Source organism: Salibacterium aidingense DSM 18341, assembly GCF_000429685.1.
In the GTDB taxonomy this organism is placed as follows: domain Bacteria; phylum Bacillota; class Bacilli; order Bacillales; family Marinococcaceae; genus Salibacterium; species Salibacterium aidingense.
Window position 1 is genome coordinate 1 of the sequence record NZ_AUCI01000027.1, and the last position, 16,017, is coordinate 16,017.

15 protein-coding genes and 1 pseudogene are annotated in these 16,017 nt (G+C 46.5%); 4 read left to right on the forward strand and 12 right to left on the reverse strand.

From position 1 onward, the window contains the following. On the reverse strand, window positions 1–707 hold a 707-nt coding region (locus G475_RS0118785; RefSeq protein ID WP_026702590.1), incomplete at its 3' end, for an aldehyde dehydrogenase family protein. Window positions 708–736: 29 nt separating this feature from the next. Further along, the gene (locus G475_RS0118790; protein WP_026702591.1) at window positions 737–1,615 is read right to left on the reverse strand and encodes a fumarylacetoacetate hydrolase family protein; all 879 of its coding nucleotides are present in this window, start codon (window positions 1,613–1,615) and stop codon (window positions 737–739) included. 204 nt (window positions 1,616–1,819) lie between these two features. Between G475_RS0118790 and G475_RS0118795 the strand changes: the two genes are divergently transcribed. Beyond that, complete coding sequence (locus tag G475_RS0118795; RefSeq protein WP_026702592.1) at window positions 1,820–3,796, forward strand: YjhG/YagF family D-xylonate dehydratase; 1,977 nt, start codon at window positions 1,820–1,822, stop codon at window positions 3,794–3,796. Window positions 3,797–4,250: 454 nt separating this feature from the next. Here G475_RS0118795 and G475_RS25680 read toward each other — a convergent pair whose 3' ends face one another. Both G475_RS25680 and G475_RS0118810 read right to left on the reverse strand, forming a co-directional pair. Continuing rightward, window positions 4,251–4,529 (reverse strand): nucleotidyltransferase substrate binding protein, encoded by a 279-nt coding sequence (locus tag G475_RS25680; RefSeq protein WP_156911800.1) that lies wholly within the window; start codon window positions 4,527–4,529, stop codon window positions 4,251–4,253. Next, window positions 4,505–4,828, reverse strand: coding sequence for a nucleotidyltransferase family protein (locus G475_RS0118810; RefSeq protein WP_026702593.1), 324 nt, complete (start codon window positions 4,826–4,828; stop codon window positions 4,505–4,507). Before G475_RS0118810 ends, G475_RS25680 begins: the two co-directional genes overlap by 25 nt. A 218-nt stretch (window positions 4,829–5,046) precedes the next feature. Here G475_RS0118810 and G475_RS0118815 point away from each other — a divergent pair, with 218 nt between their 5' ends. Further along, complete coding sequence (locus G475_RS0118815) at window positions 5,047–5,316, forward strand: hypothetical protein (RefSeq protein WP_026702594.1); 270 nt, start codon at window positions 5,047–5,049, stop codon at window positions 5,314–5,316. 91 nt (window positions 5,317–5,407) lie between these two features. Here G475_RS0118815 and G475_RS27660 read toward each other — a convergent pair. The 6 genes and pseudogenes from G475_RS27660 to G475_RS0118840 all read right to left on the reverse strand — a co-directional run. Further along, window positions 5,408–5,839, reverse strand: a pseudogene (locus tag G475_RS27660) (LysE family translocator); the annotation flags it as partial. Window positions 5,840–5,857: 18 nt separating this feature from the next. Beyond that, a complete protein-coding gene (locus tag G475_RS27665) occupies window positions 5,858–6,142 on the reverse strand; it encodes a hypothetical protein (RefSeq protein WP_051302715.1) in 285 nt (94 codons plus the stop codon). Window positions 6,143–6,154: 12 nt separating this feature from the next. Continuing rightward, window positions 6,155–7,135: a quinone oxidoreductase family protein gene (locus G475_RS25690; RefSeq protein WP_051302717.1), complete on the reverse strand. Its 981-nt coding sequence runs from the start codon at window positions 7,133–7,135 to the stop codon at window positions 6,155–6,157. 212 nt (window positions 7,136–7,347) lie between these two features. Continuing rightward, the gene (gene erm / locus G475_RS0118830) at window positions 7,348–8,190 is read right to left on the reverse strand and encodes a 23S ribosomal RNA methyltransferase Erm (protein ID WP_026702595.1); all 843 of its coding nucleotides are present in this window, start codon (window positions 8,188–8,190) and stop codon (window positions 7,348–7,350) included. 382 nt (window positions 8,191–8,572) lie between these two features. Beyond that, window positions 8,573–8,971 carry a DUF6157 family protein gene (locus G475_RS0118835; protein WP_026702596.1) on the reverse strand — a complete coding sequence of 133 codons (399 nt, stop codon included), beginning with the start codon at window positions 8,969–8,971 and terminating at the stop codon, window positions 8,573–8,575. Window positions 8,972–9,058: 87 nt separating this feature from the next. After that, window positions 9,059–10,264 (reverse strand): MFS transporter, encoded by a 1,206-nt coding sequence (locus G475_RS0118840; RefSeq protein WP_233275817.1) that lies wholly within the window; start codon window positions 10,262–10,264, stop codon window positions 9,059–9,061. 129 nt (window positions 10,265–10,393) lie between these two features. Here G475_RS0118840 and G475_RS0118845 point away from each other — a divergent pair, with 129 nt between their 5' ends. Both G475_RS0118845 and G475_RS0118850 read left to right on the forward strand, forming a co-directional pair. Then, a complete protein-coding gene (locus G475_RS0118845; RefSeq protein ID WP_035711949.1) occupies window positions 10,394–11,257 on the forward strand; it encodes an RNA polymerase sigma-70 factor in 864 nt (287 codons plus the stop codon). Between the two features lie 86 nt (window positions 11,258–11,343). Further along, window positions 11,344–11,805, forward strand: coding sequence for a carboxymuconolactone decarboxylase family protein (locus G475_RS0118850; RefSeq protein ID WP_026702599.1), 462 nt, complete (start codon window positions 11,344–11,346; stop codon window positions 11,803–11,805). A 489-nt stretch (window positions 11,806–12,294) separates the two neighbouring features. Here the strand turns inward: G475_RS0118850 and G475_RS25695 are convergent, their stop codons facing one another. After that, on the reverse strand, window positions 12,295–14,697 hold the full coding sequence (locus tag G475_RS25695) for a glycoside hydrolase family 31 protein (RefSeq protein ID WP_051302720.1): 2,403 nt from the start codon (window positions 14,695–14,697) through the stop codon (window positions 12,295–12,297). A 14-nt stretch (window positions 14,698–14,711) separates the two neighbouring features. Continuing rightward, window positions 14,712–16,010: a TRAP transporter large permease gene (locus G475_RS0118865; protein ID WP_026702600.1), complete on the reverse strand. Its 1,299-nt coding sequence runs from the start codon at window positions 16,008–16,010 to the stop codon at window positions 14,712–14,714. Between the last annotated feature and the right edge of the window lie 7 nt (window positions 16,011–16,017).

Here is a 16,017-nt window from a genome sequence, read left to right on the forward strand (position 1 = left end):
CCGACCTGTTTCCCGACCGTATCCGAGCCCGTAAAAGTAATACCTCCGACATCCGGATGGTCTGCCAGTCCCTGGCCGATTACCGAACCCGAGCCCGGCACAAAGTTCAGGACACCGGCCGGAAACCCTGCTTCTGCCAGACACTCCACCACTTTTGCCGCCGTCACCGCTGCTTCGCTCGCCGGCTTCAGCACGACGGTGTTGCCATAGGCTAAAGCAGGCGCCATTTTCCATACCGGAATCGCAACCGGAAAGTTCCAGGGGGTGATAACACCGACCACCCCAAGGGGAGCTCGGGTCGTAAACATCAGGGCGTCTTTATCCGTGGAGGGGATCACATCTCCGACTTTGCGCATGCCTTCGCCGGCATAATACCGCAGAATCGCTACGCCGCGCATCGTTTCTCCTTTTGCTTCAGGAAATGTCTTTCCCATTTCTTTTGTCATCGTTTCCGCTACCTCATCGGCTCGCGCTTCCAGGGCATCCGCTGCTTTGAACAAATAATTCCCGCGGGCGGGGGCGCCGATTTTTTTCCATTCTGTTTTTGCCTTATCGGCAGCTGCAACCGCGTTATCAAGATCTTCTTTTTCCGATTTCTGGACTTCTCCGACTGTTTCGCTGGCATCTGCCGGGTTGCTGCTTGTGATCGTCTCTTTGGAGGCTGCTGCTTTCCATTCTCCATTAATAAAGTTTAAAAATGCTGTCATCATGTATCCTTCCTTTCCTATAATATGTTTTACAGTGCTTTCACTGGATTCCGCAGCACACCTATGCCCGGAATTTCAATCTCCATTACATCTCCGTCCTTCAGGGTGAAATCGTTGGGCGGAACGACACACGTTCCGGTAAGTAACACCGTGCCGTCAAACATGTCATTGTCTTTTTTTAAGTAATCAATCAACTCCTCCAGCTTTCGTTTCAGCTGGTTTACATAGGCGTCTCCTTCAAACACTTTTTCTTTCCCGCGGAATATCCGGCAGATGATTTGAAACGCGTACGGATCAGCCACCGTGTCCGCCAGCCTGACCGACGGCCCGATCGAACAGGACCGTTTCCACACTTTCGCCTGCGGCAGATACAATGGATTTTCTCCTTCGATATCCCGGGAACTCAAATCGTTTCCAATCGTAAAGCCGAGAAGTTCCGCTCTGCTGTTTAACACAAGTCCCAGTTCCGGCTCCGGAATCTGCCAGTCCGAATCCGACCGGAGATACATTGTCTGCTCCGGGGCAGCGACTCTGGCCCCGGTCGCTTTGAAAAAAAGTTCGGGCCTCGGGGCATCATACACCTTATCGTAAAAGGTTTCAGCCGCCGGCCGTCCGTCTGAAGCCTCGTAATTTCGGGCTTCCCTGCTTTTCTGATAGGTGACCCCGGCCGCCCACACCTCTGATATCTCAATCGGTACAAGCAGAGCAAGAGCATCGAAGTTTTCCGACAGCGGCGCTGCCTCCGCTGTGATTTCTTGTATCATCTCTGCCGGCTGCCTGCCTTCAACAGCTGCTCTGTCTATTAATTCAGCCCAGCTCTCAGCGCCGAGATCATAAACGGTCTGATCCTCCATCACCACCGCCATCTCAGCTTCATTATTATTTGTTTTTCTTTTAATAATCTTCATCCGGTCCCTCCTTATTGTTTTATATTTAAAAACATAGTTCTACTAAATGGATATTTTTTATTAGTTTTATATTATAAAACTATGTTTTATATAATTGACAAAAAATAAAAACCCTTTTATGATTAACTTATATTTTATAAGATAACGGTTTCAAAATCAACCTGTATCTTTTCATGGTTTCATAGTAAGGAGGGTTAATTTTTTATGCATGATTCACTAGAGAGTTTAATGACAGCTGCCAAAGAAGATATATATGATGTTAAAACAAAAGCAAAAGGACCGGAGGGGGCCCTGCCGTTAAATGCCGAAATGCTGAAACATTCCCCCAGCGGCAACTTATTCGGGTTGAGCCAGAATGTCGGCATGGGCTGGGAACCGGGAAAATTAAACGGGAAACAGGTGCTGCTGTTAAGCACGCAGGGCGGCATCCGTGATAACGATGGGACCCCGACCGCACTGGGTTATCATACCGGACACTGGGAAGTTGGCTTATTAATGGAAGAAGCAGCGAATGAAATCAGCCATTACGGCGGTATTCCTTTTGCCGGCTATGTCAGTGATCCGTGTGACGGGCGCTCCCAGGGCACAACCGGCATGTTCGATTCGTTCCCGTACCGGAATGATGCAGCCGTTGTCTACCGGCGTTTGATCCGTTCGCTCCCCACCCGTAAAGCGGTGATGGGCGTCGCGACCTGTGACAAAGGGCTTCCTGCAATGATGATCGCCCTTGCCTCCATGCATGATCTTCCGACTGTGATCGTTCCGGGCGGGGTGACCCTGCCACCGGAACGGGGCGAAGATGCCGGAAAAGTCCAGACCATCGGCGCTCGTTTTTCCAACGATGAACTCTCCCTGCAGGAAGCCGCCGAGCTTGGCTGTGCTGCCTGTGCAACTCCGGGCGGCGGCTGTCAGTTCCTCGGCACCGCTGCCACCTCCCAGGTTGTCGGAGAAGCGATGGGTTTTTCCGTCCCCCATTCCGCGCTTGCTCCTTCGGGACAGGACATCTGGAAAGAAATGGCCCGGCAGTCCGCACGTGCCGCGATGAAAATGGAACAGGATGAGGTAACAACCAAAGATATTCTCACCGACAGCTCCATCCACAATGCCATGGTGATGCACGCCGCCTTCGGTGGATCAACCAACCTTCTCCTCCATATTCCAGCCATCGCTCACGCCGCCGGGCTGCAAGTGCCGGCCGTGGAAGACTGGAACCGGATCAACCGCGCCGTACCGCGTCTTGTCAGCGTGCTGCCCAATGGCCCTGTTCATCATCCTACCGTCCAGGTCTATCTCGCAGGCGGAGTTCCGGAAGTGATGCTTCGCATCCGCCACCTGAACCTGCTCGATGAAAACGCCCAAACCGTCACCGGTCACACGATCGGCGAGATGCTCAACTGGTGGGAAGCATCCGAACGGCGGCAGCTCTTAAAACAGCAATTGTGGGAAAAAGACGGAATCGATGCAGATGATATTATTATGACACCCGAAAAGGCGGAAAAACGCGGCCTGACCTCCACCGTTACCTTCCCATCCGGCAACCTGGCACCAGAAGGCGCAGTCATTAAATCTACTTCTATCGACCCGTCTGTGCTGGACGAAGAAGGTATCTATCATAAACGCGGAAAAGTAAAAGTATATACGAGCGAACCATCTGCGATTGCTGCGATTAAAGAAGGAAGCATTGTGAAAGGGGACATTATGGTTGTCGCCGGCTCTGGTCCAATGGGCACCGGCATGGAGGAAACGTATCAGCTCACCTCCGCCCTGAAGCATTTATCCTACGGAAAACATGTGACCCTTCTCACCGATGCCCGCTTTTCCGGCGTTTCCACCGGCGCCTGTTTCGGCCATATCGGACCGGAGGGTCTCGCCGGAGGGCCGATCGGAAAACTGCGTGACGGCGATATGGTCGATATTTACGTCGATACACGTAAACTCGAAGGCCATCTGCATTTTGTGGGAAACACAGATAAGGAACTGTCTGCCGGCGAAGGAGCCGCAGAATTGAACCAGCGCACGCCTCATCCCGGGCTGCAGCCGCACGACGAACTCCCGGATGACACGAGGTTATGGGCGGCGCTGCAGGAAGTAAGCGGCGGCATCTGGGGAGGCAGTGTATACGATACCGACAAGATTCTCGAAGTTATCGAAGCCGGCAAAAAAGCACTAGCTTCAAGATAAAACCAGATGCCGCGGACATTCATTCCGTTAATAGGTGGGATAACAGCCTTGCGGAGGGTTTTTCGGACATCTGTTCCGTTAATCAAGTCACAGCTTGCTTGTTTTGAGCTGAGAAAAGGTAGTAACGTAGCAGATGTCCGCTTCCCCTTCAAAACAAGGGGTATTTGAGAAAATAGAGGAACAGATGTCTACCTTTGCCATCAATGAGAAGAATGTACTTCCCTTTTCCTTTCGAGAAAGGGAACCGACGGCTTAGCTGCTTTTTTCCTCCAATTATATTATTAATATTTTCCAGATTGCTTGTACAGTATAAACGTTTTCTGGCTCATTTTTCTCCATGCTGAAGCCCTTGTTTCATTCGCTCCACCCAAGCCTTTAGCAAGTAATAATATGTTTCTATATTGGCATGGATTTTTTCAGCGACCTCTTCGTTGTAGGTCTGAACGGTAAGATTTCAGTCGTTGACCATATTCAAAGCAGGAATTGTCTCTTCCTCGTTGAATAGATTCACTTCCCGGCTGCTTCGGATAACACCCTTTGGCGATCCAATATCCAATCCTTCCCTATCGTATAAATACTGCTTAGCTGTTTTCCAGCAAGCTTCGAAAGTAAATTCAAAACGTTGAATAGCGCCATCTCGTTCAACTTCAGATGGATTATTAAGTCCGGCGAGCTGCCGCAGTGAAGACAGAGCCTTCTCAGCTGACTCTAATCGGTGATGCAGTTTTTCCATAAAACCCCCTCCTCTTTCACCTTTTTCACAAGCTCAGGATTCGCATACCTTACATCTATCACATCTACCTTATAAGGAATGATGGATTCTTCTATTTCTTCCAAAAGCTTATTCCATATAATTGGATCCAACGCCTTTTTTGGTTCAATTGCAATATCGATATCTGAACTTTTCTTTTCTTCCTCCCTTGCCCATGAACCAAATAAATAAACACATACCTTTTCTGAGGACAGTTGATCAATAACTAAATCCTTTAATTTAGAGAGGATTTCACTTCGAAAACTTAAAGGCTCCTGCATGAAATGGCTCCTCCTCTTTTTCTTAATTATATCTTAAGGTCTATACGGATTTTCTCGCAGCTTTTTTAAAAATTCTTATCCTTATACAGCTTTAGAAAACGCACAAACCTGCATCCTATTTTACAAAGAATTAAGTTAATGATTGCTTTGCTGTAGCAATGTGTCATAAAATCAGGTTAAAATTAACAGTAAGTTACAATGTAGTGGAGATGTAATAGATGTATACTTGGCGAAGTTACAGCGGACTCTTTTTAGTGGTTCTGTATGTCTGTCACTGGTTTTACAAAAGTATAGTACAAGGAAGGTTTGAGGCTATCGACCTTCTCGTCATGACTGGGCTTCCTATCCTGCTATTAGTATTGAGCATTCTCATGCTGACGGAACCACGGGAGAAAAACGAAATAGCCATCTTATCACTGCTAATGATTTGTGTCATGTTCACCAAATTCGGTCAACTGCTAGCTTACCTCGAATTTACTATCTACTAAAGGTTTATGAAGCGAATCAGTTGATATTATAATAACACTCGAAACAGGACATTATGATGAATCCATAAAGCCTTGTAATTAGACGTATCCCTTATCTGCTTTTTTCCGTAGAAAGCCATGCGGCGAGTCCGATCATTGCCGCCCCTGTTACACGGTCCAAGGATTGCTTCACAGCACCGCTCAGGCCAATATGCCGCAACCTTCCGCCAATAAAAGCATATCCCGCCGCACATACCGATTCAATCGCAATATATGCTGCGCCGACAATGAGAATCTGTCCGCCCGCGCCGTTTGCCGAAGCAGGAATAAACTGGGGAAGAAAGACTGTGAACAGGAGCAGGGCTTTCGGATTGGCAGCAGCCACCATAAACTCCTGTCTGGCAAGTAGCAAGGCCTCTTCAGAATGATGTTCTTCTGTATCCTGATCTTCTCCTGCCTCTTCTTCATATACCCGTCGGCTTGATAGAATAGTCCGCACGCCAAGCCAGGCTAAATATAAAACACCCACCCATTTAATGACTGAAAATAATACAGTCGAGGTCTACAGTACCGCACTCAACCCCAATGCCACCGCAGCGATCATAAGCGTAAACGCCGTAAACCGTCCGCCTGCCGCAATAATTGCCGTTTTGGCTCCCTTTCGCAAACCATTCCGCAGGGACAGTATTTGATTAGCTCCCGGGATAGATGCCATAACGAATGCCGCCGGAAGAAACGCAGACCAGTAAATGCCAGTCTGGTCTCCTGCCCACAATACAGCGGGTATTAGCATAAGCAGGAACGCAAGCAGTACAGTAAGTGATGCAAGCACTAGTCTCCTGTTCATGAAATTCATCTCCTATTCAAAAGAAATTATGATTTTACCAATACGATTTCTATCCTCCAATAACTGAAAACCCTTGTCTGCAGCACTTAAAGACAGTTCCTTTCCAATAAGTACACGGAGTTCTTCCTTTTGAAGCAGTTCCATTATTTTCTCCGCACTGCCGTATAATGAGCGAGGACACTCTTTTTGCCGTTGTCCTGAGCTGTAGCCAATGATGGATTTGGAAACGGGATGAAGATCTGTAGAACACACCTGTCCGGGCTTTCCGGAAGCGTGGCCATACGTTATCACTTTTCCAAATGGCGCTGCACATTTTATACTTTGTTCAAAAACAGCGCCTCCAATGGAATCAAAAATAACATCGGCTCCTGTATTATGCGTTACTTTCAAAACCTCTGCTTCCACATCTTTTTTTTTATAAAAAACAGCATGGTCCACTTCATGTTCTTGCATTATTTTTATTTTGTCCGTACTGCCCGCTGTCCCTATAACAGTGGCCCCTTCTCTCTTGAGGAGTTGGATGAGTATTAACCCGACACTGCTGGCAGCAGCGTGGATAAGAGCAGTCTGTCCTTTCTGTATATCAGCTATTTTATAAACGAGTTCATACGCTGTAATACCTATACTAAGAGAAGCTGCAGCCAGAGCATACGAAATGCCTTCGGGAATGGGGTATACTAAATCCTTGTGTACTCCGGCGTATTCAGCCAGGGCCCCGCCGCTTGGAAAACCCGCTACTCTATCCCCCACTCTAATATTATCTACATCTGCTCCAATGTCCGTAACAATCCCAGCACAATCAAATCCAGGAATGAAATGCCGGCCTTCAACGGCATGGTATTCCCCTTTTACAGCAAGCAGATCGGCATAATTTAAGCTTGCGGCCTGGACGTTTATGAACACTTCATTCTTTTGCAGCTCCGGGATAGGGATATCCTTTAAAACAACATATTGATTTTTATCGCGTTTATACTGACTTAGAGCAGCTTTCATGTTTCCTCCTGTATTGGTACGCCGTTGTTCTAATGAAAGTATAACAAATATATAAATAAGGCAAACTCTTAGGCTGAGTGAAACCGAATCAAACGAAAGGAAATCACCCTTGGTAGAATAAAACAAATACCAGGATGATTCCATTTTTCCATTTCTTAAAATACCCGGAGTTACAAAGGTATTCCAATGTTTGACCTCTGCATCGTCTTCCCTTACCTTTTCGCTCTCGGCCATCTTGAGGGATCGACATGCTGGATCATGGTATGACATACCGTTTCCCACTGCGTTTCTGATAACAGACAAATCTCGGTCTGCTGATCGATGCCTAATGCTTTCACCAGATGCTTGAGCTGCGGCGGGGTGAACACACCTTTTAACGCTGCGCCCACCGGCCAGCGCGGATGTTTCAGCGCATATTCCGCCAGTCCCGAAAACGCCTTATGCGACTTCATGGGAATGCCGCACTGCTCTCTCCGTCGGATGGCAAGGATGGCAGAATCAACGTTGGGAGGCGGGCCGAAGTGCTCGCGGGACACTTTTTTCACAAAGCTTAATTCAAACCACATCCGCCATTTTAGAACTCTGGGGTCAGAAATACTTGCTGCGGTGAAACGCTTGGCCGCTCCTTTTTCCATCACGATGACGCCTTTTTGACAAGACAGCCCCGGGTTCCAGAGCAGTTTGTTCATAATCGGCGTAGTGATGGCGTAAGGAATGCTTGCCACCACACTGAATGATTGCTTTGGCAGAAAGAATTTTAAAAAATCCTGCCGGTAAATCGAAATATTAGAGTAACCTGCCGCTTTACGGCGGAGAGCTTCCACAAAACGTCCATCATATTCGACAGCCAACACTCTGCCGGAGCGCTCGGCAGCTGGAAACGTTAACGCTCCTTTTCCGGCGCCGATATCCAGAACCAGGTCCTCTGTTTTGAGATCCGCTTGTTTCATGATGTCGTGAATGGTTTTTCGATGGTGAAGCAAATGCTGCCCGGAAAAATTCGGGCCTTCTACGCATTTCCGTACCTTTCGGTGTCGTTTATTTTGTTTTCTCATCGTTATCCTCCCATTTTGCTTCCATTAAAAAAACACAGAAGCTCTGCCTGTGTTTTTAAGCAAATGGAAAGGAATATCCTAAAAGGAACAAACCTGTCCCTCCCTTTCAAAAAAGGACATTCGTTTGCATTGTATTTTTGGCCATAAAAAAGAGAGCGCAATTCGCCGCTCCCTTTACATATATAAAGGTTACCCCGGAATAAGGCAGACCAATCCCATTTCCTCTGCGCACACAGGCAGAGTCTTTGACACTATTTAATTAGCTGGTCAAAGGTTGGATTCGAAGTCTGGCTGATTGCATCCGGTAACCCCTCCGTTCCTTAATTTCAACTAGAGTATACCATGTCTCTCTTTTGAACACAACATAATCTGGAAATGGACATCAGGATTTTGATTTCATTGCTTTCACTATTTTCAGTCCCTGTGTGCCGACCAGTTGATTGTATCGCTCGGAGTCAACTGCAACAAGTTCTACTTTTCCTTTCCCGTCAAAATAAAGGCCCCAGCCAAATTTTTTGGGAAGTGCAGAAGCACGCATACAGGCATGGCTTTTCTTATCATACTCCATTTTGGCGGAAGCTCTTTTCTCTTCTGGAATATTCTTGTGGCGCATATGAGCTTCAAATTGAAATTCTTCCTGCGTCCATTTTTTTGGATGCTCTTTCAACAGTTCGTACTCCACTTCTGCCAGGGTAGGTTTTTGACGTCTGGAGGACGGAATCACCGCTTTTTGGACAGGGCTGTCTTCAGCGATCACAATGAAAGTATTATAATAATTCATCTGAACCTCCTTATTTTTCTTTCACTTTTTATCAAACAACGCCATTGCTGCAGCAATAGCGATAGCAGAATCTATTCATTCCGATCCCTATCGATGTCTCTCCGGGTCCTGTTGAATAAATAAAGAGACCACTAAACTAATCAGCAGAAAACAGGCCAACACTTCAAATGTAAGAATATAACTCCCGGTATGGAGAAGTGTTACTGCCGTCATCGGTCCGATCGAAGCTCCGATAAATAAAATAAAAACATAGACCGATACCGCCGTGCCGCGTTCGCTTCCTCCCAGGCTGCCGACTAGGGAAATCAAGGTCGGGACTGTCAGGGCAATACCAGCCGCGAAAACAACACTCATTACAACCATGAACGGTAAAAAGGACGATATCCCCGAGAGCGCCAGCCCAAAGGCGGCGAACGCAAGGCCGGCCCGAAGGACACGGATCATCCCAAAGCGGGTGGTGATTTTTCCTGTAAATGGTGCAATCAGCATCCCGATGATGCCGGCAGCGCGGATAGAGAGAATATCACGTTCCCCAAGCCCAAACACGTCTTCCACGAAACTCCCAAGAGCTGTATACATCCCTACAAAGGAAAGCAGCAATGTCAAGCCAATAAAATAACAACACAGCAGCGATCGTTTCGTCAGAACAAACCGATACTTTTTCAGAATGCTGTCCCAGTTCACTTTCCCCGGCTGGCGGTTCCCTCCAGGCAGGAAAAAAAGGGTGGCAAGCGTCGTCAGCAGATACAATCCGCTCATCGAATAGAAAACAGACGGCCAGCCGGCATATTGGTTGAGAAAACTGCTGTAAATCTGACCAATGATACCTGCCATTAAAAATGCCGAGCTGATAAAACCAATCGTTGTCACCCGTTTTTGCGGCGGGAACATCTCTACCGCATATGTAATGGTTATTGGGGCAGCCGCTGCGGCGAAAGCTCCCTGAATGCTTCTCAAAAAAATCAAACTGATTAAATGATTGGAAAATCCAAGGAGCAGGGTCGTGATCGTCATTCCAACACAGCCGAATACCATCATCTGTTTCCGTCCGTACTGATCGGATAATGGACCCCAAAACAAACATCCAACCGCATAAAATAACGAAAATGCAGTCCCTGTCCAGGCTGCCTGAACGGTGGTCGTTTCAAAAGAGGCAGCAAATTCAGAAACGAGTGGAATCGTAACATACACACTGCAGACTACAACCAGTCCGCACCAAAATAAGAGCACTGTCATCAGTGGTTCGTTTTGCTTCTCTGAGCTTTCAATGTATTCTTCCGCCGCCTGTGTCAAGCAAAACATCCCCTTTTCCTAAAGTATAGAACATTGGTTTTAGTTTATCTGATATTATTATAGTATGAATTGTTCCTGTTTTGGCCTTTTTGTCATGTTTTATTCTATTCACATAAGCAGGTGAAATCGATGATAGAATTAGAAACGTTGTATAAAGCCTCTCGACCGCATGTGTTCTCGATCGCTTACCGAATGCTGGGCTCCATCACGGAGGCAGAGGATGTGGTTCAAGAATTATTCCTGCATCTCCATGAATCGGATACGGAGAACATTCGTGACATGAAGGCCTACCTTACTAAAATGACAACAAACCGCTGCCTCAATGTGCTAAAGTCAGCTAGAAAGCGCAGAGAAGTTTATCCTGGCCCGTGGCTTCCGGAACCACAGGTTTCGCCGGCAGACCAGCCATTGGAGAAAACGTTAAAAACAGAATCCATTTCTTATGCTTTTCTTGTATTACTAGAACAGCTGTCCCCCGTGGAAAGAACGGTATTCGTGCTCAGAGAAGCCCTTGGCTATAACTATATCGAAACAGCTGAAATCTTGAATAAAACCGAGGTAAATTGCCGGAAGATTTATAGCCGGGCGAAACGAAAAATACAAAACGAGTCTGTTTACCCAGAGAATACCGTACAAACAACGCTCCTTGCTGATACTTTTTTGAAAGCCGCAGCCACGGGAGATTTTGAAGAGTTTATCAAAATGCTTGCCGAAGATATTGTGCTTTATTCCGATGGAGGCGGCAATGTCAACTCCGCCATCAATCCTATTTTCTCTAAAAAACGGGTCACTGCTTTTCTGCAGGGAATATCAGCCAAAGGAAGTTTCACAGGGAAACTGTATCCGGTCCTCGTTAATGGAGAGACAGGAATCCTGCAGGAACAAGACGGCCATCCTGTCAAAATTATCTGCTTCAGATGGGATACCAAGCAGAGAAACATACAGAACATATACTTCATTGTCAATCCTGATAAACTGCCAGCCTTACAATAAAAAAATTTTTTCCGGGTCTGTCACAAATTCCTCCTCTGTTTTGTCTTTATAGGTGAACGTCATTTATTATGAAGGAGGAGTTTCTCATGGAGCCACGATTAAACTATGCAAAGACAAACCCCGGGATACTGAAGCTGATGATGCAGGTCGAGGAGTACAAAACCACCACTGAGTTTGATCAGAAACTGATGGAATTGATTAAAATCCGAGCCTCTCAGATCAATGGCTGCGCCTTTTGCCTCGATATGCACACAAAGGACGCGAGAGCGATCGGCGAGACCGAGCAAAGAATTTACTGCCTGAATGCCTGGCGGGAGTCCCCTTTTTACAGTGAACCGGAAAGAGCAGCATTAGCATTAACGGAAGCCGTCACGTTCATATCAGAAAACGGGGTACCGGATGACCTTTACGAGCAAGTACTTCAGCATTACAGTGAAACGCAATATATGGACCTCGTGTTTCTCATTATAACGATCAACAGCTGGAATCGTCTGGCAATTTCCACCACCAGCGTTCCTGGAGACTATCAGCCGCAGTCTTCAAAATAAGGCCATAAGTTGTCTCTTGTGCAGGGGGCATTTCTCTATTTAAGGTTCTCCGTGCTGTGGCTATGTTGTATACAATTGGCAATGTCCGCCGTCTGCCCGCATGGGTACAGTCTTGAACCTATTTTTCCTTTTACAGCAATGCTTCCGGAAGTTTGTGCCTTATTTAATCAAACGTTTGTTTAACTTCATCCATTGATAATAACTTCCGCAGATTTCGGTTTCGACATCATTTCCTGGGAAATACAGAAATTTGTCAAAACCAATATCCAGGTGCCCCCGCCTGTCAACATTGGGTTCTACCAGAGTCATGCTTCTCTTTAGACTCGTTGAGGGACTTTTTTCAATTTGTTTCTCTAGTTCATTATGAGGCAGGGTAACATTGAAAAATAGGGGCTGGGCAAAACCATCACTAGACAAAAAGACAAAAAAATTTCCGAACGATTCTACTTTGTTCGGAAATTTTTTGTGTCTTTCTGCAATGACATTATTTTATAGCTGCCTAATTCTTGTGGAATGACTGCTGGAATGGAAGGTTTCTTCCTGTCCGTTGTTTACTTTTATTGCTTTTTCCCCTTCAGTGGGAAAATAGACGGTTACATTCTCATAGGGCAAAGAGTAAGACCCGCTTGTTGTAACTTCCAATTCGATGCTGTCAGCGTTTGTCTTCATTTTTAAATCAATAATCGTAGATTCGCCCTGTTTGTAATGGTTGGAGACCCCATCATCTTCATAGTGGCTGAAGCGAGTTTCTCCATTTTTCTGTAACGGAAAACAAAGGTAGCCGCGCTGCTCTTTCTTTTGCATTTTATCTTCTTTCGTATCTATCGGGATAATAGAGCCGGCCTGTGCAAACAACGGTACCCTGTCCATCGGAGCTTCTGTGGTGATCGTCTGCCCTCCGCTGTAGTATACACCTGTATGCCAGTCATACCAGCCTTTCTCATTATCGGGAAGATAGACCTCAATCTTTTCTTTTCCTTTTTCAACCACCGGAGCCACAAGCACCTGTTCTCCCAGCATAAACTGATACGATTCTTCAAATGTATTTTCGTCATGAGCGAAGGAATAAAACATCGGCCGTATCATCGGCTTGTAATAGTCATGAGCGTCTTTCATGAGCTGGTATAAATAAGGGATAATCGTTTCGCGAAAATCCATGAGACGTTTGATTGGTTCTATATACTCGGGATACATCCACGGGACATTGACGGAACCATCGTCGTTCCAGGAATGAATCGTGAATCTTGGATGAACGATTCCGTTCTGAATCCAGCGTATAAACAGTTCTGGTTCCGGGGCTCCTCCTGCAAACCCGCCGACGTCATGGCCGAAGTTATATACGCCGGACAAACTCAGGCCGATGCCGGTGAGTACATTATATTTCAGCGTTTTCCAGCTCGTATAATTGTCGCCCGACCAGGTCTGGGCGTAGCGCTGCAGTCCGGGCCCGCCTGACCTTGTGATCGCATACGGCCGGGCTGAAGGATCAAATTCTTTCTGCGCATCCAGTGACGTTTTCGTCATAAGAAGAGACAATACCGGCCGCGCATCCTTCATCCTTAATTCGTTCCCAAACCCGTGCAGCTTCGCCTCTTGGTCCCATATTTCAAATTCATTATTATCGTTCCAGGTGGAATCAATCCCATACGATAATAACTGCTCTTTCACTTTCTCCTTCCACCATTGGACCGCTTCGGGATTCGTGAAGTCGATGTAGGCTCCGAGGTCATCCCAGAACTGGACCAGTTCTTCTTCCGTTCCCGTCCGGTTTTTCACAAAATATCCTTTTTCCTTCAATTCAGCGTACAAAGGATGGTCCTGCAGCAGGCACGGTTTAATGTTGGCACACAGGTTTACTCCATGCTCTTTGTAATGCGCGGTAAAACGCTTAGGGTCAGGAAACTTGGATGTATTCCAGTTAAAAACATAACGTTTGCCTTCGATCGACGTATAACCGGAGGACAACTGAAAAGAATGGCATGGAATTTCATAGTCTTCACAGTCTTGAATAAATTGGTTCATCTGCCTCTGTGCGTCCGGCGCATCGGTGTACGTCATCGTCGATCCGGAATACCCCAGGCTCCATTTCGGGAAAAGCGCTGTCTTACCCGTTAACCAGGAATACGTTTCAACGACCTCCGCGGCGTCCTGCCCGCTGATCAAATAGTAATCCAGCGGACCCGATGCACCATGATAGTAACGATAAAAACCGTGATAGTTATCCAGTTCCTTCCCCATGTCAAAGACGCTCGTCGACAAATTATCATAAAACATCCCGTACCACTGCCTGTCTTTTGTCCTCGTCATGAAAAAGGGAATATGCTTATACAGCGGATCGGTTAAATAAGGATCATACCCCATCGGATCCATATTCTGCATACGGTACCGATGACCATGTCTGTTTAACGGTCCGGCCTTTTCTCCGAGGCCGAAAAACATTTCTTCCCGGCTGCGCTTCATGTAGTGAAAAAGACCGCTTCCAAGGGTCCCGTCCAGGTTATAGCTTTGTGTATCCCTGTCTCTTGCTATTTCTAACCAATCTCCGTTTTGCTTTTCATACCAGATGAACTGCAGGGCGTCCATCCTAATATATAGCTTTAATCTGGAAGTAAAGAGTTCATACTCCAGCTCATTTATTTTATTGATAGAATAGGCGGGACACGTAAACGGAGAAAGGTCCAGCCGGCTCCGCCCCTCATAGGGCACATCTTCCATGCCGGGGGCAATCGTCCATGTCGGCAGGTGTCCTTCTGTCATGTCCTTTATATATATACGAAATATATTTTCTTCTAAAATCCATATTCGAATTTCTGTATCTTCTGCTTCATTTATCAGACGAAGGGAAGAAGTATCTCCGGATATCCACCGGAAACGATAAGCATCCATGTTCATGGGGTCTTACTCCTTTACAATAAATTCAACAATTGAGGTAAAAACAGGCTGATCTGAGGAATATAGACAACCAGCAGCAGAGCGATAATTAGCGCTGCAAAAAATTTCACCAAGGTAGGAATAACTTCCTCTATGGTAACTTTTCCGACACTGCTTCCTATAAATAAGGCGCTTCCTACCGGCGGTGTCATAATCCCGATCGCCAGGTTGAATATCAGAATGATACCGAAGTGTACCGGATCTACCCCCATCTGTGTCGCAATTGGCAGAAAGATCGGTGTGAAGATCAGCACAGCCGGTGTAATATCCATAAACGTTCCAATGATCAGGAGGATGACCATCATCATAAACAGTACAATGATCTTATTCTCCGAAATGCTTAGCATAGCGTTACTGATTTCTGCCGGGATGCCGGTAATTGTCATAGCCCAGGACATTACTGAAGATGCCCCGACCAAAAACAGGACAATTCCTGTCATCGTGACAGATTCCGTTAGTATTTTCGGAATATCCTTCCAGCTGAGGGATCGGTAAATAAGGGCAAGCAGAGAGGCATAGATAACAGCTACTGCTGCACCTTCTGTTGCTGTAAAAACTCCTGCGACAATCCCTCCAATAACAATGACAATCAGCAATAAACTTGGAATAGCATCCAGAATTACTTTGATCTTTTCTTTAAACGGAATCGGCTCTGATACTGGATACTGTTCTCTCTTCGCGATAATATAGGCAACGATCATGATGGAAAGTCCCATTAGAATGCCCGGAAGGTATCCTGCGATAAATAAAGCCGAAATAGAGGTCCCGCCGCTCACAAGCGAATAGATAATCAGCGCTCCGCTGGGAGGGATCAAAAAACCGGTAGGCGAAGAAGCGATGTTGACCGCTGCGGAATAACTCCGTTTATAGCCCTCCTTAGCCTGGAGCGGAGACATAACACTTCCGATGGCTGCAGCTGCAGCCACGGCCGATCCTGAAATCGACCCAAACAACATATTTCCTACCACATTGGTATGAGCAAGCGACCCCGGCAGCCGCCCTGCTATCAATTTTGCCAGATTAATCAGGCGGATCGCGATCCCGCCGTTATTCATGATACTGCCGGCTAATATAAAGAAGATCACCGCCAGCAGGGCAAAACTATTGATGCCGCCGACCATGTTCTGGGCCGCTGTAAATAAAATAATATCAAGCGGAACAGCAATCAATGCCGCTGCCAGGGATGCAATTCCTATACTAACGGAAATAGGCACGCCAATGCCTAATAATAGAAAAAACGTTGCAAATAACACAATTGCGGCTTGAAACGCCATGCTTCCT

Coding starts and splice junctions, on each gene's coding strand:
- G475_RS0118815 (WP_026702594.1), top strand. CDS start 5,047: ATGTATACTTGGCGAAGTTACAGCGGACTCTTTTTAGTGGTTCTGTAT.
- G475_RS0118795 (WP_026702592.1), top strand. CDS start 1,820: ATGCATGATTCACTAGAGAGTTTAATGACAGCTGCCAAAGAAGATATA.
- G475_RS0118845 (WP_035711949.1), top strand. CDS start 10,394: ATGATAGAATTAGAAACGTTGTATAAAGCCTCTCGACCGCATGTGTTC.
- G475_RS0118865 (WP_026702600.1), bottom strand. CDS start 16,010: ATGGCGTTTCAAGCCGCAATTGTGTTATTTGCAACGTTTTTTCTATTA.
- erm (WP_026702595.1), bottom strand. CDS start 8,190: ATGAGAAAACAAAATAAACGACACCGAAAGGTACGGAAATGCGTAGAA.
- G475_RS25695 (WP_051302720.1), bottom strand. CDS start 14,697: ATGAACATGGATGCTTATCGTTTCCGGTGGATATCCGGAGATACTTCT.
- G475_RS0118810 (WP_026702593.1), bottom strand. CDS start 4,828: ATGCAGGAGCCTTTAAGTTTTCGAAGTGAAATCCTCTCTAAATTAAAG.
- G475_RS25690 (WP_051302717.1), bottom strand. CDS start 7,135: ATGAAAGCTGCTCTAAGTCAGTATAAACGCGATAAAAATCAATATGTT.
- G475_RS0118835 (WP_026702596.1), bottom strand. CDS start 8,971: ATGAATTATTATAATACTTTCATTGTGATCGCTGAAGACAGCCCTGTC.
- G475_RS27665 (WP_051302715.1), bottom strand. CDS start 6,142: ATGAACAGGAGACTAGTGCTTGCATCACTTACTGTACTGCTTGCGTTC.
- G475_RS25680 (WP_156911800.1), bottom strand. CDS start 4,529: ATGGAAAAACTGCATCACCGATTAGAGTCAGCTGAGAAGGCTCTGTCT.
- G475_RS0118850 (WP_026702599.1), top strand. CDS start 11,344: ATGGAGCCACGATTAAACTATGCAAAGACAAACCCCGGGATACTGAAG.
- G475_RS0118790 (WP_026702591.1), bottom strand. CDS start 1,615: ATGAAGATTATTAAAAGAAAAACAAATAATAATGAAGCTGAGATGGCG.